This is a genomic window from Streptomyces sp. NPDC088910 (assembly GCF_044749865.1).
In the GTDB taxonomy this organism is placed as follows: domain Bacteria; phylum Actinomycetota; class Actinomycetes; order Streptomycetales; family Streptomycetaceae; genus Actinacidiphila.
The window spans coordinates 17,825-35,634 of record NZ_JBIVIV010000012.1; the positions used below are offsets into that span (position 1 = coordinate 17,825).

Sequence of the window (17,810 nt, forward strand, 5' to 3'; positions counted from 1 at the left end):
CACGACATCGCTCCCCGCACGGCCGGTGCCCGAGGCGGTACGGTGGGGCGAAGAGGATGCGGATTCGCGGTCCGAGGAGGGAGCCACCGATGATCCTGCTCCGTCGCCTGCTTGGTGACGTGCTGCGTCGGCAGCGCCAGCGCCAGGGCCGCACCCTGCGTGAGGTCTCTTCGTCCGCCCGGGTTTCCCTGGGCTATCTGTCAGAGGTCGAACGGGGGCAGAAGGAAGCGTCATCCGAGCTGCTCTCGGCGATCTGCGACGCCTTGGACGTTCCTATGTCCGAGGTGATGCGGGAGGTCAGTGACGATCTGTCGCTTGCCGAGCTGGCACAGTCGGCGGCGTCCGAGACCACTGCCGCGCCGATGCGGCCCCTGCTGGGTGCGGTCACTTCTGTCACGTCCATGACGTCCACACCGGACGAACGGATCACTATCAAGGCGCCCAAGAAGTCTGCCGAGGCTGTCGACGTGGTCGCCGCCTAGCCTTCTGACCTGCTTGTTCCGACGGCCCCGACCGGCTCGCTCCCGGTCGGGGCCGTCGGCGTGTGCCCGTACGTCCGCCGGGCTTCGGCCGTTCCGCCGCCCTTCTCCCGGCCTTCTCCCGCCGTGCTTCGGGCCGCGCTTCGCGCCGTGCTTTCGTCCGCGCTGTTGTTCGTGCTTTTGCCATGTGTGCGAGCCCGAGGCAGGGTAGGCGGGGAGGGTCAAGGGGGGCGAAACGGACCTCATGGTGTCGATCCGCTAGGAGAGAACCGCATGACTGTCGTCAAGAGCCCGCTGTCGGAGCCGGACCGGAAGACCGTCGGAGACGCGCTGCAAGGCGCCCTGGTGGACCTCCTGGACCTGTCGCTGCTCGCCAAGCAGGTGCACTGGAATGTCGTCGGCCCGCGCTTCCGCTCCGTCCATCTCCAGCTCGACGAGGTCGTCGACACCGCCCGGCTGCACTCCGACACGGTCGCCGAGCGGGCCTCCGCGATCGGCGTGACGCCCGACGGGCGGGCCCGCACGGTCGCCGAGACCAGCGGGATCGACACGGTGACCGACGGCTGGGTCAAGGACACCGAGGTCGTCGAGATCCTGGTCGCCGCGCTGGACGCCGTGATCGTGCGGATGCGCGAGCGGATCGAGACCACCGAGCAGCCCGATCCGGTCAGCCAGGACATCCTGATCGGGATCACCGCCGACATCGAGAAGTTCCACTGGATGTTCCAGGCCGAGAACGTCTGACGCCCGGCCGGAATGTCGCTTTGCGTGCATATGTCGCAGTTGGTCGTGGCCGTGCGGCGACCCTTTCGGGTGAACGTTGCCCGGGGCCTGCCGGCGCGCGGCTAGCGATCTTGGCGGCAGGGCATCGCACCTGAGTACGGGACCCGCCGCGGGCGGCCTCCCGCCGCAACCTCGGGGGTCCGAAGGAGGCGGCCATGCGCGCACTGCGAGTTTTCGTGCTCCAGGCCACGGACCGGGTGGGGGGCTGGTCAGGGGACGGGTCATGGGGTCGGTCACGGCGCCTAACATCGGTGCGGCCGCCGGGCCGGGAGACGCCGGACGGTTCTCCGGTCCGCGGTGGGGGATTCGCGGGCCGCGGTGCTGAATCCGGTGTCCGCCGTACGGGATCGGGCCGGGGCGTACGCTCCGCCGCCGTTGTGTTCGCGCTCGCCTGCGGGCTGCTGTGGTGGTGGGCGGTGCTGCGGCTGTGGATACGGCCGGAGGCCGTCGGGTCGTGGGAGGGCGCGATGGCCGCGGGCGGTTGGAGCCTCGGGCTCATACCGCTGCACGCGGTGCCGACGGTGAAGCGGCGGATGCGGGCGGCCGTGGCGGGTGACGCGGACGGGCCGTCCTTTCCGCGGGGGCCGATGGAACGGGTGCGGACCGGACGGCTGTCGCCCGACGCCGGATTCCGGGGATGCGTCCTACCAGGGCATGGCCACCCCGCCGTTGGGGCGGAGGATCTGGCCGGTGACGAAGGCGGAGGCGTCTGAGGCGAGGTAGAGCACGGCCGGGGCCACGTCCTCGGGCCTGCCGACCCGGCCCAGCGGGGACATGCGTGCCAGCGACTCCTCGGCGCGGGCCTGCGCCCTCTCGTCGAACACCCCGTCCGCGCCGGTGCCGTAGTGCGCGGTCATCGGGGTGCGGATGAAGCCGGGAGCCACGGTGTTGGCGCGGATGCCGAGCGGACCCAGCTCGGTGGCGAGGGTCTTGGTGAGCTGGACGACGGCCGCCTTGGACACGCTGTAGCAGAGCAGGCCGCGCGCGCCCGTGTCGATCGCACTGGACGACATCGTGATGATGCTGCCGCCGCCGCGGTCGGCCATCGCGCGGGCCGCCTCCTGGGCGCAGTGCAGCACCCCGCGGAAATTCACCGCCAGGACGCGGTCCAGGTCGTCGTCGCTGGTGTCGAGGACGCCGCTGCTGTGCATGATCCCGGCGACGGCCGCCAAGATGTCGAGGCCGCCGTGGTCCCGGACGATGCCGGCGACGGTCCGGGCGATAGCCGCTTTGTCGGTGACGTCGAGCGCCCGGGGCTCGGCCCGCCCGCCGGCCTCATCGATCAGCGCCGCCGTCTCGCGTACCCCCGGCTCGTCCCGGTCCGCGCACACCACGACCGCGCCCGCTGACGCGAGCGACCGCGCGCTGGCCCGGCCGATCCCGCTCGCCGCTCCGGTGACCAGGGCGACCCGCCCGCTGAGGTCGTACGCCGTGACCGTCATGCGTCCGACCGTACGACCGTATCTGACGGTGCGTCAATTGCCGTGCGGAGGCGGACCTTTCTGGCAGCTCGGGCACCAGTACGCGACCCGGCTCTGGTCCGCCCTGCCGTGCCGGTCGGTCCTGACCGTGGTGCCGCAGCGCAGACACGGCCGGTTCGCCCGGTCGTAGACCCAGTGCGTACGGCCGCGCCGCGTATCGCCCGTGGTGATGTGGCCGGAGCGCTCCTTGTTCGCCTCCAGCAGCCGCTTCGCCAGCGCGACCACCTTCTCCGGCGCCCTGACGTCGCCGACCGCCGTCCACGGTGTCACCCCGCGCAGAAAACACAGCTCGACCACGTACACATTGCCGAGCCCCGCCATATTGCGCTGGTCGAGCAGCGCCTCGGCGATCTCTCGCTCCGGCTCCGCGACCAGCCGCGCCAGCGCCCGCGCCGGGTCCCAGTCGGGCCCGAGCAGATCGGGGCCCAGGTGGCCGACGGCCTCGGACTCCCGCGCGGTCGGCAGCAGCGCCAGTACCGGCAGCCGGTAGCCGACGGCCGTCCTGTGCTCCGTCTCCAGCACCGCCCTGATCTGGTGGGCGGGACCGCCGCGCCAGCGCTCACCGGGCGCGTACAGGTGCCAGGAGCCCTCCATCCGCAGATGCGAGTGGAGCGTCGCGCCGCCGTCCAGCCGGGTGAGGAGGTGCTTGCCGCGGCTCACCACTTCGAGGACCCGGCGGCCGGTCAGATCGGCCGTGGCCAATTGCGGCACCCGCAGGTCGGCCCGCACGAGGGCGCGCCCCGCCAGCGCGTCATGCAGTCGGCGGGCCGTCAGCCAGACCGTGTCTCCCTCGGGCATCTGTCCATGATGACGCGGGGCGGGGGCGGGGGTCACGTCGGGGCGGCGGCGGTTTCGGCGCGCCCCTGGGGGCGGGGTGCTGGGGGTTCTGGTGCGGGATCAGCCGAGCAGGCGGCGTTCGGTCGCCGCGGCCACCGCGCCCGCGCGGGTGTCGACGCCGAGCTTGTCGTAGATCCGGCCGAGGTGGGTCTTGACGGTGGCCTCGCTGATGAACAGGGCGCGGGCGATGTCGCGGTTGCCGAGGCCGCGGGCGAGCTGGCCGAGGATGTCGCGCTCACGGGCGGTCAACTGCGGTCCCGGCGCGCGCATATGGGCCATCACGCGCCCCGCGACCGGCGGCGACAGCGCGGTGCGGCCCTGCGCGGCGGCGCGGATCGCGGAGAACAGCTCCTCCGGGCGCTCGGCCTTCAGCAGGTAGCCGGTCGCGCCCGCCTCGATGGCGCGGGTGATGTCGGCGTCGGTGTCGTACGTGGTGAGGACGAGGACGTACGGGCCGCCGTGCGCCGTGCCTGTCCCGGGCGCCGTGCCTGTCCCGGGCGCAGCGGCTGCTCCGGGCGTGGCGGCTGTTCCGGGCGTCTCCGGCCGAACGGATTCGGCCGGTGCGTGGGCCGCTGCGGCGGCGATCCGGCGGGTGGCCTCGACGCCGTCGATGCCCGGACCGAGCTGGAGGTCCATGAGGACCACGTCCGGCCGCGTCTTCGCGGCCATCGCGACGGCCTCCTCGCCGCTGCCCGCCTCGCCCACCACCTCGATGCCGTCCGCGCTGGCCAGCAGCGCCATCAGTCCGGCACGCACCACGGCGTGGTCGTCGCAGACCACGAGACGGACGGGTCGGATCTCGGTCACGGCGCGGCCTCCAGGGCTTCGAGGGGGACGGCGACGGACAGCACGGTGCCCTCGCCGGGGGCTGACTCGATGCTCAGGGTGCCGCCGAGCTGGCCCACCCGCGCGCGGATCGCGGGCAGCCCGTGGCCGCGTACCCCGGTGGCGGCGACGGCGGCCGGATCGAAGCCGCGCCCGTCGTCGGAGACGTCGAGCAGCACCTGGTCGTCGAGATACGTCAGCGTGAGCGTGGCGTGGGCGGCCCCGGCGTGCTCCGCGGTGTTGGCGAGCGCGCCCTGCGCGATCCGCAGCAGCGCCGACCGCTTACGGTCCGGGAGCGGCACGGGCGCGCCCTCCACGTGGCAGCGGACCGTGAGGGCCGACGGCCGGGAGCGCGGAGCGCGCTCGGAGTCGGCAGAGCCTTCGGAGTGGTCGGAGCCTTCGGAGCGGTCAGAGCTTTCGGAGCGGTCAGAGTCTTCGGAGTGCTGCGCGGCGAGCGCGCGCAGGGCGTCGTCCAGGTCCTGTCCGACGAGCGCGGCGGGCGCGAGGTCGTGCACGAAGCGGCGTGCTTCGGCGAGATTCTGCTCGGCCACGGCGGTGGCGGTACGGACGTGGCCGCGGGCGGCGTCCGGTGCCGTCTCCCAGATCCGGTCCGCGGCCTGGAGCAGCATCCGCTGGCTGGACAGGCCCTGCGCGAGGCTGTCGTGGATCTCCATCGACAGCCGCTGCCGTTCCGCGAGGGTGCCCTCGCGCCGTTCGGTGGCCGCCAGTTCGCGGCGGGTGCGCACCAGGTCGTCGATGAGGGCCTGCTGACGGCCGGTCTGCCGCCGCATGTGGACGAAGACGGCGGTGGCGAGGGTGGCGACGGCGGGTGGCAGCAGCACCAGATTGGGGTCCGTCCCGTCCGCCAGCCGCAACTCCGCGATGACGACGAGTACGGCGAGCGCGGCCACGAGCGCCACGGCCGCCCGGGTCGGCAGCGACCGCAGGCCCGTGTAGATGAGCGGGACGGCGCACCAGGCGAAGCTCGGCGCCAGCAGGACGACGACGGTCCAGCAGGCGACGAGGGCGGCGAGGCGTGCCAGCTCCCACTTGCGGGGGAGCGGTTCGCGTCGCCGTCCGGGCCGACGGCCCGCGAACTGGAGGACCGTGAGCGCCACGCTCAGCCCGATCACCCACGGCAGGCGACCGCTGCCGGGGTGCCGGTCGACGAAGCGGATGAGGGCGCCCGCGAGGAGGACGACGAAGGCGCCGTTCATGACCGCCGCCAGCCACCAGCCGTCCGGATCGGGGCTCGGCTCCGGGTCCCGCTCCGATGCCAGCTCCGGCCTCAGCTCCCATACCGCATCCGAATCCGGCTCCGGCTGCGGCCTCCGGTTCGGCTCCGGCGTCCGGTTCGGCTCCGGGGTCGGGACCGGGGGCGCGTCCCGGTCCTGGCCGGGCGGCGGCGAGCTGTGCATCGGGGCTCCTGGTCGAGGGCGAGGTCGGTGCGCTGCGAGCGGTACGGGAGGCGCCCCGGTGACCGGCCGCCATTCGCAGCGTGACCTGCCGGAACGGCCCGCGCATCGACCGATCGGATGACCCGCCTGTCCTCCATCATGCCCGTGCGGGCGAGCCGTATCGCGGACCGGCGCGGCCCCGGTCCGGCCCGAGGATCGAAGGCAGAGGCGGGAACGCGAAGGTGGTCCCGCAGACCCGAGGAGTTGGAACGTCCATGAAGAAGATGTCCTCCCGTACCCGCGTCCTGACCGGTGCCGTGGCCGTCGCAGCCGTCGGCGCGGCCACCTTCGGCGCCGTCTCTGCGACCGCCGCCGCCCCGGCCGCGTCCGGCAAGGCCGCCCCCGCCTCGGCGAGCGCCGCCGCGAACAGCAAGGACACCCGTCAGGTCGACCGGCTCACCACCGCCGCCGCGACGAAGGCCGCGCAGGCGGCCCTCGACGCCGCGAACCGCGCCGGCCAGCACGTCACCGTCGCCGTCGTCGACCGGGACGGCAACACCGTCGTCACCCTGCGCGGCGACGGCGCGGGACCGCAGTCGTACGAGTCCGCCGAGCGCAAGGCGTACACCGCCGTGTCCTGGAACGCCCCCACCTCCGAACTCTCCCAGCGCCTCCAGCAGACTCCGCAGCTCAAGGACATCCCCGGCACGCTCTTCCTCGCGGGCGCCGTTCCGGTCACGGCCACGAGCGGGCCCGTCGCGGCCGTCGGCGTCGCGGGCGCGCCCAGCGGGGACCAGGACGAGCAGTTCGCCCGGGCGGGAGCAGCAACGCTCCGCCATTGAAGGCCGACGGGCGGGGGGACAATCACCCCGGCGCCCGACAGACGTGAGACGTGCGGGAAGCCCGAAGCACCGGAGAAGCCGGAGAAGCGGGAAAACCCGGAGAAGCTTTCCGGAGAAGGAGGAGACACCGGCATGGCCGACCTGAACACCAGGCTGCTGGACGCCGCCCACTGCGGCGACGCGGAGCAGGTGACCGCCCTGCTCGACGCGGGCGCGGACATCGAGACCCGCGACGACCAACGGCGCACCCCGCTGCTGCTCGCCGCACTCGCCGACCACCCCGAGGCGGCCCGCAGGCTGGTCGCCGCCGGGGCCGATCCCAACGCGCGGGACTACCGCCAGGACACCCCCTGGCTGGTCACCGGCGTGACCGGCAGCGTCGAGATGATGCGCGCCCTGCTGCCCGCGCACCCCGACCTGACCCTCACCAACCGCTACGGCGGCGTCTCCGTCATCCCCGCCTCCGAACGCGGCCACGTCGCCTACGTCCGTGCCGTCCTCGCCGAGACCGACATCGACGTCAACCACGTCAACCGCCTTGGCTGGACCGCCCTCCTCGAAGCCGTCATCCTCGGCGACGGCGGTCCCGACCACCAGGAAATCGTCCGACTCCTCCTCGCCGCCCACGCTTCCCCCTCCCTCCCCGACACCGACGGCGTCACCCCTCTCCAGCACGCCGAACGCCGTGGCTTTGACGCCATCGCCCAACAACTCCGCGCCGCGACCTGACGCAGGCCCCGGCCCCAGCCCCCTCGCCGGTCCCCGCCCCGCCGGGGCGGGCGACCGGCTGCGGCGAGCCCGCGACCGGTCGCCCAGGGCGGGGCGAGACGCGCCCGGCGGCGGGTGCGTCCGGGCGGCCCGCAGACCGGGGCGACTCCCGGGGGGGCCAGGTCGAGGTCCCGGCCCGCCACGACTGCCCCACGCAGTGGCCCGCTGCTTCCGCCGCCCTGCGTCCGACCGGGCTCTATCCGCCGTCCCGCAGGCGCAGGCCCCGCGGAGTGGCGTGGAAGCCCGCGGCTTCCAGAGCACGGCCGAGCGGCGAGGTGAGGGCCGACTCACCATTGGTCCGCTCCACCGTGAGGCGGCCCAGCGCGCCCTCGCGGACGGCCAGCGCCAGCGCGTCCGCGGCGGCCTGGAGACGTATCTCGTCGTCGGGCCACGCCAGCAGCGTCTTGCCGCCACGCTCGACGTAGAGGGCGGGCTCTCCGTCGATGAGGACGACCAGGGCGCCGGCCTTGCGGCCCGGTTTGTGGGTGACGCCCGCGGGCTGCTCGGGCCAGGGGAGGGCCGCACCATAGGCGTTCGCGGGGTCGGCGGCGGCGAGCACCACCGTACGGGCGCGGGAGGCGTGCTCCTCCTCGCGGTCGCGCGCCGTGCTCAGGGCGCGCAGCCGGTCAACGGCGCCGTCCATGGCGAATTGGGCCGCCCCCAGTCCCTCCACCACGTAGCCGCGCCGGGCCTGCCCGGTCTCCTCGAAGGCCGCGAGCACCCGGTAGGCCGCGGAGAAGCCGCCCGCGACGCCCTCGGCGGCCACCGCGCCCCGGGTGACCACGCCGTGCCGGTCGAGCAGCGTGTGGGTGAGGGCGTGCGCCCGCAGCGTCGGGTCGGGCTCGGCGGACGGTACGAGGGACCAGCGGCCCGCGGTGGTCGGCGGACCGGAACGGGACGCCGTCGCACGCGGGGCGCGGGTCGCCAGCGAGCTGTACCGACCGCGCGGAACGGCCCGCGGTGCCCGGTGTGCGGTGGAACCCGCCGTGCGGCCCGAGCCGAGGAGCGCCCTGAGCGGCGACAGGGTGTCGTTGGTGAGCCGTCCCGACCAGGCCAGGTCCCAGACGGCGTCGGCCAGTTGGGGATCGGTGGTGTCCTGCCCCGCGGCCCGCACCTGCTCGGCGATCTGCCGGAAGAAGAGACCGTAGCCGCCGGACAGCGCGGCCAACACCGCCTCGTGCAGCGGGGACAGCTCCAACGGCTGCGGGGCGGGCAGCAGCAGGGGGGCGCTGTCGGCGAGGTAGAGCGACACCCAGCCGTCCTTGCCCGGCAGGGCGCCCGCCCCGGCCCACAGGATCTCGCCGGAGGCCGTCAACTCGTCCAGCATCGCCGGGTTGTAGCCCGTCACCCGGGACGGCAGCACCAGCTTCTCCAGCGCCGACGCGGGTACGGACGCGCCCTGCAACTGCTCCACGGCCCGCACCAGCCCGTCCGGACCGCGCAGGCTGTGCGTGCCCACGTGCTGCCACTGCGGGAGGAAGACGCCGAGCGTGGCGGGCGGCACGGGCTCCAACTCCTGCCGCAGCGCGGCCAGCGAGCGGCGCCGCAACCGCCGCAGCACCGTCGCGTCGCACCACTCCTGGCCCGCGCCGCCCGGCCGGAATTCGCCCTGCACCGTACGGCCCGCCGCCGTCAGCCGTTGCAGCGTCCCGTCCGCCACCGCTGCGCCCAGGCCGAATCTCCCGGCCGCCTCCTTGGTCGTGAACGGCCCGTGCGTGCGCGCGTACCGGGCGAGCAGATCCCCCAGCGGGTCCCTCACCGGCTCGGTGAACGCCACCGGCACGCCCACCGGCAGCGCCGTACCGAGCGCGTCCCGCAACCGCCCCGCGTCCTCGACCGCCGCCCAGTGCTCCGCCCCGGCGATCCGCACCCGGATCGCCCGCCTTGCCGTCTCCAGCTCCTCCGCCCACCCCGGCTCCGCGCCCCGCGCGGCCAACTCCGCGCCGGTCAGCGGTCCGAGCACCCGCAGCAGATCTGCGACCCCCTCGGCGCTCTTCACCCGCCGGTCCTCGGTCAGCCACTGCAATTCGGTGTCCAACTCGGCCAGGACATCGGCGTCCAGCAACTCGCGCAGCTCCGCCTGGCCCAGCAGCTCCGCCAGCAGCCGCGAGTCCAGCGACAGCGCCGCGGCCCGCCGCTCCGCCAGCGGCGAGTCGCCCTCGTAGAGGAACTGCGCCACATAGCCGAACAGCAGCGAGCGGGCGAAGGGCGAGGGCTCGGGTGTGGTCACCTCGACCAGCCGCACCCTGCGGGCCTCGATGTCGCCCATCAGCTCCACCAGACCCGGCACGTCGAAGACGTCCTGAAGACATTCGCGGACCGCCTCGAGGACGATCGGGAAGGAGCCGAACTCCGAGGCGACCTGGAGCAGTTGCGAGGCGCGCTGGCGCTGCTGCCACAGCGGGGTGCGCTTTCCGGGGTCGCGGCGCGGCAACAGCAGGGCGCGTGCGGCGCATTCGCGGAACCGGGAGGCGAACAGGGCCGAGCCGCCCACCTGATCGGTGACGAGCTGTTCGACCTCGCCCTTGTCGAACGCGACATCCGCCGCGCCCACCGGCGACTGCTCGGGGTCGAACTCCGCTCCGCGCAGCACCGGATCGGAGTCCAGCAGGTCCAGGCCCATCAAGTCGGCGTCCGGCAGCCGCAGCACGATCCCGTCGTCGGCGTGCATCGCCTGGGCGTCCAGGCCGTAGCGCTCCTGGAGCCGCGCGCCGAGCGCCAGCGCCCACGGCGCGTGCACCTGCGCGCCGAAGGGGGAGTGGATGACGACCCGCCAGTCGCCCAACTCGTCGCGGAACCGCTCGACCACGATCGTCCGGTCGTCCGGCACATGACCGCACGCCTGCCGCTGCTCGGCCAGATACGACAGCACATTGTCCGTCGCCCAGGTGTCGAGACCGGCCGCCGTCAGCCGCTCCCTGGCCCGCTCCGGTGCCAGCGCGCCCACCTCGCGCAGGAACGCGCCCAGCGCACGGCCGAGTTCGAGCGGGCGGCCGAGCTGGTCGCCCTTCCAGAACGGCAGCCGTCCCGGCACTCCCGGCGCGGGCGAGACCAGGACCCGGTCGCGAGTGATGTCCTCGATGCGCCACGAGGTGGTGCCCAGGGTGAAGACGTCCCCGACCCGGGACTCGTACACCATCTCCTCGTCCAGTTCCCCGACCCGGCCGCCGCCCTTTTTCGGGTCGGAGCCCGCCAGGAACACCCCGAACAGCCCGCGGTCGGGGATCGTGCCGCCGGAGGTGACGGCGAGCCGCTGGGTGCCGGGGCGTCCGGTCACCGTGTTCGCCACCCGGTCCCACACCAGGCGCGGGCGCAGTTCGGCGAAGGCGTCCGAGGGGTAGCGCCCGGCCAGCATGTCGAGGACCGCGATGTAGGCGGAGTGGGGCAGCGCCGAGAACGGCGCCGCACGCCGCACCAGGGCCAGCAGGTCGTCCACGTCCCAGGTGTCGAGCGCGGTCATCGCCACGATCTGCTGGGCCAGCACGTCCAGCGGATTCGCGGGCACCCGTAGCGACTCGATCGCGCCCTGCCGCATCCGCTCGGTCACCACGGCGGACTGCACCAGGTCACCGCGGTACTTGGGGAAGACCACCCCGGTGGAGACCGCTCCCACCTGGTGCCCCGCGCGCCCGACCCGTTGCAGACCGGAGGCGACCGAGGGCGGCGACTCCACCTGCACCACCAGATCGACCGCGCCCATGTCGATCCCCAGCTCAAGGCTGGAGGTCGCGACGACCGCGGGCAGCCGCCCCGCCTTCAGGTCCTCTTCCACCAGGGCCCGCTGCTCCTTGGACACCGAGCCGTGGTGTGCCCTGGCCAGCACCGGCGGCGTGCCCTTGGCGGCACCGGACTGGGCCATGATCTCGGCGGGGGAGTGCGCCTCGGGCAGCGCCTCGCCCTCGGCCCGCTCGTAGGCGATCTCATTGAGCCGGTTGCACAGCCGCTCCGCCAGACGGCGCGAATTGGCGAAGACGATCGTGGAGCGGTGCGCCTGCACCAGGTCGGCGATCCGCTCCTCCACATGCGGCCAGATCGAGGCCCGCTCGGCGGGACCCGCCGCCGGCCCGGTGTGCTCGGCCACCGGGGAGCCGCCCAGCTCGCCCAGATCCTCCACCGGCACGACCACCGACAGGTCGAACCGCTTCTGCGACGGCGGCTGGACGATCGTCACCTTGCGGCGCGGCGACAGATAGCGGGCGATCTCGTCCACCGGCCGCACGGTCGCCGACAGCCCGATCCGGCGGGCGGGCCGGTCAAGGAACTCGTCCAGCCGCTCCAGGGAGAGCGCCAGATGCGCCCCGCGCTTGGTGCCCGCGACCGCGTGCACCTCGTCCAGGATCACCGTCTCGACCCCGCTCAGCGCCTCCCGCGCGGCGGAGGTGAGCATCAGGAACAGCGATTCGGGGGTGGTGATCAAAATGTCCGGCGGCCTGGTCACCAGCGCCCGCCGCTCCGCCGGAGGCGTGTCGCCCGAGCGGATGCCGACCCGGACCTCGGGCTCCGGCAGTCCCAGCCGTACCGACTCCTGCCGCAGCCCGGCGAGCGGGCTGCGCAGATTTCGCTCGACGTCCACCGCGAGCGCCTTCAGCGGCGACACGTACAGCACCCGGCACCGGCGGCGGGCCTCGGCGGGCGGCGGGGTGCTGGCCAGCCGGTCCAGGGCGGCGAGGAAGGCCGCCAGCGTCTTGCCGGAGCCGGTCGGCGCGACGACCAGCACGTCGGAGCCCTCGGCGATGGCCGACCACGCCCCGGCCTGGGCGTCGGTGGGCTCGCTGAACGCCCCCGTGAACCACGCGCGGGTGGCCGGGGAGAACGCGTCGAGACTGCTGCGACTGGACATGGCATCCATCCTGCCTCGCCGCACCGACACCGCGCGGCAGCCGACCCCTCAGCCTGTGGATAACTCGCTGGACGCCCCGGCCCGCCACCGGTCCACAATGGCCGTGTGACGGTGCGAGAGCAGGCCAGGTACTGGGAACACCCCGGACTGCCCGGAGTCGACCTGCTGCGTGCCCGCTATGTCCGGCACACCTTCACCCGGCACGCCCACGACAGCTACGTGATCGCGGCGGTCACCGGAGGCGTCGAGGGCATCGGGCTGCCCGGCGGAGCCGAACGGGCGGGCGCGGGCGGAGTCGTCCTGATCAACCCCGAGACCCCGCACACCGCCTACGCGGGCGTCGAGGAGGGCTGGAGCTACCGGGTCCTCTACCCCTCGCCCGCCGTGGTCGCCGCCGTCGCCGCGGAGACCACGGCGCTGCGCGGCACCCCCTCCTTCAACGCCTCGGTGCTCGACGACCCCGTGACCGCCCGCATGATCGCCGACGTCCACCGCGCCGCCGAAGGGGACAACGCGCTCGCCGCCGACACGCAGCTGCGCCTCGTCGTCGCCCGGATGCTCGCCCGCCACGCGAACTCCGCGGCCCTCGGACCCGCGCCCGTCGCGGGCGCGGGCGTCGCGGCCCGCGCCCGCGACCTGCTGGCCACCCGCCTGGCGGCCCCGCCGAGCCTGGAGGAACTGGCCCGTGAGGTCGGCACCGGCCCCTTCGCCCTGCTGCGCGCCTTCAAGGCCGCCTACGGGCTGCCGCCGCACGCCTGGCTGACCAGCGAGCGGGTCAGGGCCGCCCGCCGCCTGCTCGACACAGGCGTCAGCCCGGCCGACACGGCCGCCGCCGTCGGCTTCACCGACCAGCCCCACCTCAACCGGCACTTCGCCCGGATCGTCGGCGTCCCGCCCGGCGCCTACCAACGCGAGCGCAAGAACGTACAAGACCCGCCGTCCCGCCGTCCCTAGCCTCATGCGGGTGACGGGACATCCGATAGCCACAGAACCCGCGGAATCCGCCGACCGCAGAGAATCCACCGGGCCGGCGGACCGGCAGCCACGCTCCGCGCGCGCCCAGGTCGTCCGCGACGCCCTCGGGGTGGGCGTCGCCGTCGGGCTCTCCGGCTTCGCCTTCGGCGTGACCTCCGCCGGAGCCGGGCTCGCACTCGCCCAGACCTGCGCCCTGTCCCTGCTGGTGTTCACCGGAGCGTCGCAATTCGCCCTGGTCAGCGCCCTGGGGGCGGGCGGCAACCCCTTCGCGGCAGCCGCAGGAGCCTTCTTCCTCGGCACCCGCAACGCCTTCTACGGGCTCCGGCTCTCCCAACTCCTCCGCCTGCCCGCCGCGATACGGCCGCTGGCCGCGCAGTGGGTCATCGACGAGACCTCCGCGGTCGCGCTGGCGCAGACGGACCGCGCCTCCGCGCGGCTGGGCTTCACCGTCACTGGAGGCAGCCTCTACGCCCTGTGGAATCTGACCACCCTCATCGGCGCCCTGGGCGCCTCGGCGCTCGGCGACCCCGCTTCCTGGGGGCTGGACGCGGCAGGCCCCGCCGTCTTCCTCGCGCTCCTCGCCCCCATGGTCAAGGGGCGCGCCGAACGGGCGGTCGCCGCGGTCGCCGTCCTCCTCGGCCTTGTCTGCCTGCCACTCCTGCCCGCCGGAGTCCCGGTCCTGGTCGCCGCCCTGGCAGCGCCCCTCGTCCTGGCCGTCACCCGCGCGAAGCGCACCGGAGAGGACGCGTCAGGAACCGTACGGAAGCCGGAACGGGCACCAGCACAGGCACCAGCAAAGGCACCAGCACGGGCATCGGCATCGGCACCGGCACGCGAAGAGGGAGAGACAGCGGAATGAGCACAGGAGCGAGTACCTGGATCGCCGTCATCGTGACGGCCCTCGGCTGCTACGCGGTCAAACTGCTGGGCCTGTCCGTACCGGCGGGATTGCTGGAACGCCCCGTGGTCAAGCGCCTCGCCGCGCTCGTGCCCATCGCGCTCCTCGCCGCGCTCACCGCCCTCCAGACCTTCGGCACCAGCGGACTGCGGCTGGCCGTGGACGCGCGCTCGGCCGGGCTCGCGGCAGCGGCCGTCGCCCTCCTGCTGCGGGCGCCCTTCCTCGTGGTGGTGGCCGCGGCCGTCGTCGTGACCGCGGCCGTACGGGCCGTTTCCGGCATGTGAGCCACGGGCCGGTCCTCCGCGACATCCGGTGCCCGGTCACCGGCGTAAGGACCGGGCACCTGGATCAGCGCCCCTTACCCGCGCGGCCTCGCCGTCAGCCCAGACGGCCGTACGCGCGCAGCGTCCGCAGCGCCTCGATCGTCACCATGGGCCGCCCTTCGAGGGCGGAGCCCGGCGCCCACTCGCGCCAGGTGATCGGCCAGCCGCCGTCGTCGCCCTGCTGCCCCGCGAGATGGTCCAGCGACCGTTCCATCTCGGTGTCGGTGAACCACGACCGGGCGGCCGAGTCGGGGGAGGGCGCGAAGTCGTGGGCGAAGTGGTGTTCGCCCGGCGCGTATCCGGTCGGCGGCGCGACCCGCCCGGCGCGCTCGGGCTCCAGCAGCGCCAGACCCTGCTCTCGCACCAGTCGTCCCAGCCGCTCCACCGCGCCCTGCGCACGCGGCCGGTCCTGCGCCGAGGCCAGGAACGCCAGCGAGGCCAGCACCTCGTAGGGATGCGTCCGGTCCAGGGCGTCGATCGCCGCCCAGCAGAAGTCCGTCGACCTGAACAGCCACGCGTGCCACACCTCGTTGCGGCGCAGCAGCCCCACCACGGGCCCGGTGGCGAGCAGGTCACCGGGCGGGTCGTCGGAGATCCGCATCCAGGGCGCGTACGGATAGCCGCGCAAGGACGCGTCGACCGCGGGCAGCGCGCCCTCCGCCGTCGAGCACGCCGTCAGATAGCGGCAGATGCGCTCGGCCCTGCCGCCCCTGCACCGGTCGATCTCGTCCAGCACCCGCAGCGCGTACGCCACGTGCAGCGGCTGGCTCACCGGGCCGCGCAGGTCGGGCTCCAGCGCGTGGCCGTATCCGGCGTCGTCATTGCGGTACGCGTCGAGCGCGGTCTCGACCGCGTCGCCGTCGCCGTCGAGGAAGTGGAAGGCGAACCTGCGCTGCTCGAGCACACGGGCGGTGAGCCACACGAACTGCTCGGCGCGACCTAGCGGGGTTGCTGGCATGCGCGCACCCTAGGGCGTGCGCGGCGGCCTGAACACGGCTGAGCCGAGGAGCCACCCGGCTGTGTGACGGTACGCGTGCGGGCGCGGGATACTGGCAGTCATGCGGTTGACGATTTTCTGGGAGCGGATGCGCGCGCACTTCGGCGACGCGTACGCCGATTCCTTCGCGCGGGACCATGTGATGGCCGAATTGGGCGGCCGTACGGTGCATCAGGCGCTGGACGACGGCTGGGAGGCCAAGGACGTCTGGCGCGCGGTGTGCGCCTCGATGGACGTGCCCGCCGCCAAGCGCTGACGCGGCGTCGCGAGCGGAGCGACGGATTCAGGAGTGGCCCGACACCCCCGGCGGGTCGCTTGACATCAAATTCGAACATCCATTCTTATGGCTTGTGCCGGGTGGATTTCCGTGGTGACGAAGCGTGTTTCCGCCGGAGTTATCCACAGCACGGGGCGACGGCCGGGCGCGTTGTCAGTGCCAGGCGCTAGCGTCGTGGACGTGAAGCGATCGAACCAGACATCCCGGGTGGAGCCCATGGCAGGAAACGACCGCGAGAAGGCGCTCGACGCCGCGCTCGCGCAGATTGAACGGCAGTTCGGCAAGGGCGCGGTCATGCGCCTGGGCGACCGGCCGAACGAACCCATCGAAGTCATCCCCACCGGATCGACCGCTCTTGACGTGGCACTCGGCGTCGGTGGCCTGCCGCGCGGCCGAGTGGTGGAGGTCTACGGCCCGGAGTCCTCCGGTAAGACGACCCTCACCCTGCACGCGGTGGCCAACGCCCAGCGGGCGGGCGGCACGGTGGCGTTCGTGGACGCCGAGCACGCGCTGGACCCCGACTACGCCAAGGCGCTCGGCGTCGACACGGACAATCTGATCCTGTCCCAGCCGGACACCGGCGAGCAGGCGCTGGAGATCGTGGACATGCTGGTCCGCTCCGGCGCTCTCGACCTCATCGTGGTCGACTCCGTGGCAGCCCTCGTGCCACGGGCCGAGATCGAGGGCGAGATGGGCGACTCGCACGTGGGTCTCCAGGCCCGTCTGATGAGCCAGGCCCTCCGCAAGATCACCAGCGCGCTCAACCAGACCAAGACCACCTGCATTTTCATCAACCAGCTCCGCGAGAAGATCGGTGTGATGTTCGGCTCGCCGGAGACCACCACCGGTGGCCGCGCGCTGAAGTTCTACGCCTCCGTCCGGCTCGACATCCGCCGGATCGAGACCCTCAAGGACGGCACCGAGGCGGTCGGCAACCGTACCCGCGTCAAGGTCGTCAAGAACAAGGTCGCGCCGCCCTTCAAGCAGGCCGAGTTCGACATCCTCTACGGCCACGGCATCAGCCGTGAGGGCGGCCTGATCGACATGGGCGTCGAGCACGGCTTCGTCCGCAAGTCCGGCGCCTGGTACACGTACGAGGGCGACCAGCTCGGTCAGGGCAAGGAAAATGCGCGCAATTTCCTGAAGGACAACCCCGACCTGTCGGACGAGATCGAGAAGAAGATCAAGGAGAAGCTCGGCGTCGGCGTGCCGAAGGTCGAGGCGCCGGGCGCACAGCCCGGGGCGGACGCGGCAGGACCCGCGGCCGTGGCCAAGACCGACGCGCCCAAGGCCGAGGTCCCCGCGCCCAAGGGCGCGAAGGCGACCAAGGCGACCGCCGCCAAGGCCTGACGCCGTGGCGCGCAGGTCCCCTGAGCGCGGCGGCTCTTCCGAGTCGAGGGCCTCGCGAGAGCCGCCGCTCGATCCCGAGGAGCAGGCGCGGGCGCTGTGTCTGCGCCTGCTCACCGGGACGCCCCGCACCCGCAGGCAGCTCGCCGACGCCCTGCGCAAGCGCGAGATCCCGGACGAGGTCGCCGAGCACGTCCTGGAACGCTTCCAGGACGTGGGGCTGATCGACGACCAGGCGTTCGCCAACTCCTGGGTGGAGTCCCGGCACCGCGGCCGGGGTCTCGCCCGCCGTGCCCTCGCGCAGGAGCTCCGCCACCGCGGAGTGGACGCGGAGCTGGTGAACGAAGCGGTCGGACTGCTCGACCACGACCAGGAGGAGCAGACCGCCCGCGAGCTGGTACGCCGCAGGCTGCCGGGCACCCGCGGGCTGGACCGCGACAAGCGGATCCGCCGCGTCGCGGGCATGCTCGCCCGCAAGGGCTACTCCGAGGGCCTGGCCCTCCGGGTGGTCCGGGAAGCGCTCGCCGCCGAGGGCGTCGAGGAGGAGCTCGAAGAGGAGCCGTGGGAGTGACGGCGGCGAGGACGGCGGAATCCTGGAAGGCGAGGGAGTACGAAGGCCCCGCCACCGGACGTCGCCCTGCCGCCAGGGCCTCCCAAAACCGCCCCGCCGTCCGGCACCGGGACCATCCACCAAGGGAGGCGGTGCCGGTGACCGGCAGCCCGGCGGGCTGACGGTGACCG

Annotated in this window: 15 protein-coding genes and 1 pseudogene; 10 read left to right on the forward strand and 6 right to left on the reverse strand. The window is 73.5% G+C overall.

Features of this window, described 5'->3' with window-relative positions; genetic code table 11:
- Nucleotides 1–89 precede the first annotated feature (89 nt).
- Together ACIP4Z_RS25570 and ACIP4Z_RS25575 are read left to right on the forward strand one after the other, a co-directional pair.
- Nucleotides 90–482: a helix-turn-helix transcriptional regulator gene (locus ACIP4Z_RS25570; protein WP_355338132.1), complete on the forward strand. Its 393-nt coding sequence runs from the start codon at nt 90–92 to the stop codon at nt 480–482.
- Nucleotides 483–752: 270 nt separating this feature from the next.
- Nucleotides 753–1,223 (forward strand): DNA starvation/stationary phase protection protein, encoded by a 471-nt coding sequence (locus tag ACIP4Z_RS25575; RefSeq protein ID WP_355338135.1) that lies wholly within the window; start codon nt 753–755, stop codon nt 1,221–1,223.
- Nucleotides 1,224–1,906: 683 nt separating this feature from the next.
- Here the strand turns inward: ACIP4Z_RS25575 and ACIP4Z_RS25580 are convergent.
- The 4 genes from ACIP4Z_RS25580 to ACIP4Z_RS25595 all read right to left on the reverse strand — a co-directional run bounded on the left by ACIP4Z_RS25580 (nt 1,907) and on the right by ACIP4Z_RS25595 (nt 5,823).
- The gene (locus ACIP4Z_RS25580; protein ID WP_391052274.1) at nt 1,907–2,704 is read right to left on the reverse strand and encodes a glucose 1-dehydrogenase; all 798 of its coding nucleotides are present in this window, start codon (nt 2,702–2,704) and stop codon (nt 1,907–1,909) included.
- Nucleotides 2,705–2,737: 33 nt separating this feature from the next.
- Nucleotides 2,738–3,541: an Fpg/Nei family DNA glycosylase gene (locus ACIP4Z_RS25585; RefSeq protein ID WP_401311822.1), complete on the reverse strand. Its 804-nt coding sequence runs from the start codon at nt 3,539–3,541 to the stop codon at nt 2,738–2,740.
- Between the two features lie 99 nt (nt 3,542–3,640).
- A complete protein-coding gene (locus ACIP4Z_RS25590) occupies nt 3,641–4,321 on the reverse strand; it encodes a LuxR C-terminal-related transcriptional regulator (protein ID WP_401312236.1) in 681 nt (226 codons plus the stop codon).
- A gap of 62 nt (nt 4,322–4,383) precedes the next feature.
- A complete protein-coding gene (locus tag ACIP4Z_RS25595; RefSeq protein ID WP_401311825.1) occupies nt 4,384–5,823 on the reverse strand; it encodes a histidine kinase in 1,440 nt (479 codons plus the stop codon).
- A 254-nt stretch (nt 5,824–6,077) separates the two neighbouring features.
- Here ACIP4Z_RS25595 and ACIP4Z_RS25600 point away from each other — a divergent pair, with 254 nt between their 5' ends.
- Both ACIP4Z_RS25600 and ACIP4Z_RS25605 read left to right on the forward strand, forming a co-directional pair.
- The gene (locus tag ACIP4Z_RS25600) at nt 6,078–6,644 is read left to right on the forward strand and encodes a heme-binding protein (protein WP_401311828.1); all 567 of its coding nucleotides are present in this window, start codon (nt 6,078–6,080) and stop codon (nt 6,642–6,644) included.
- Between the two features lie 132 nt (nt 6,645–6,776).
- Complete coding sequence (locus ACIP4Z_RS25605; protein WP_401311831.1) at nt 6,777–7,373, forward strand: ankyrin repeat domain-containing protein; 597 nt, start codon at nt 6,777–6,779, stop codon at nt 7,371–7,373.
- Nucleotides 7,374–7,608: 235 nt separating this feature from the next.
- Here the strand turns inward: ACIP4Z_RS25605 and ACIP4Z_RS25610 are convergent, their stop codons facing one another.
- Entirely contained in the window at nt 7,609–12,252 is a 4,644-nt protein-coding gene (locus ACIP4Z_RS25610) for an ATP-dependent helicase (RefSeq protein ID WP_401311834.1), read from the reverse strand.
- Between the two features lie 105 nt (nt 12,253–12,357).
- On the opposite strand from ACIP4Z_RS25610, the gene ACIP4Z_RS25615 reads away from it, so the two are divergent.
- From ACIP4Z_RS25615 to ACIP4Z_RS25625, 3 genes are read left to right on the forward strand one after another with little or no spacing between them, the layout of a single operon-like run.
- Complete coding sequence (locus ACIP4Z_RS25615; RefSeq protein ID WP_355338155.1) at nt 12,358–13,206, forward strand: AraC family transcriptional regulator; 849 nt, start codon at nt 12,358–12,360, stop codon at nt 13,204–13,206.
- 4 nt (nt 13,207–13,210) lie between these two features.
- On the forward strand, nt 13,211–14,086 hold the full coding sequence (locus tag ACIP4Z_RS25620; RefSeq protein ID WP_401311838.1) for an AzlC family ABC transporter permease: 876 nt from the start codon (nt 13,211–13,213) through the stop codon (nt 14,084–14,086).
- On the forward strand, nt 14,083–14,409 hold the full coding sequence (locus ACIP4Z_RS25625; RefSeq protein WP_355338161.1) for an AzlD domain-containing protein: 327 nt from the start codon (nt 14,083–14,085) through the stop codon (nt 14,407–14,409). Before ACIP4Z_RS25620 ends, ACIP4Z_RS25625 begins: the two co-directional genes overlap by 4 nt.
- A 94-nt stretch (nt 14,410–14,503) precedes the next feature.
- Here the strand turns inward: ACIP4Z_RS25625 and ACIP4Z_RS25630 are convergent, their stop codons facing one another.
- The gene (locus ACIP4Z_RS25630; RefSeq protein ID WP_391163794.1) at nt 14,504–15,406 is read right to left on the reverse strand and encodes a hypothetical protein; all 903 of its coding nucleotides are present in this window, start codon (nt 15,404–15,406) and stop codon (nt 14,504–14,506) included.
- Nucleotides 15,407–15,506: 100 nt separating this feature from the next.
- On the opposite strand from ACIP4Z_RS25630, the gene ACIP4Z_RS25635 reads away from it, so the two are divergent.
- The 3 genes and pseudogenes from ACIP4Z_RS25635 to recX form a co-directional block, all read left to right on the forward strand.
- Nucleotides 15,507–15,701: a DUF3046 domain-containing protein gene (locus ACIP4Z_RS25635; RefSeq protein ID WP_188286122.1), complete on the forward strand. Its 195-nt coding sequence runs from the start codon at nt 15,507–15,509 to the stop codon at nt 15,699–15,701.
- Nucleotides 15,702–15,938: 237 nt separating this feature from the next.
- Entirely contained in the window at nt 15,939–17,072 is a 1,134-nt protein-coding gene (gene recA, locus ACIP4Z_RS25640; RefSeq protein WP_355338167.1) for a recombinase RecA, read from the forward strand.
- Nucleotides 17,026–17,640, forward strand: a pseudogene (gene recX, locus ACIP4Z_RS25645) (recombination regulator RecX); the annotation flags it as partial. The gene recA and the pseudogene recX, both read left to right, overlap by 47 nt.
- Nucleotides 17,641–17,810: the final 170 nt, after the last annotated feature.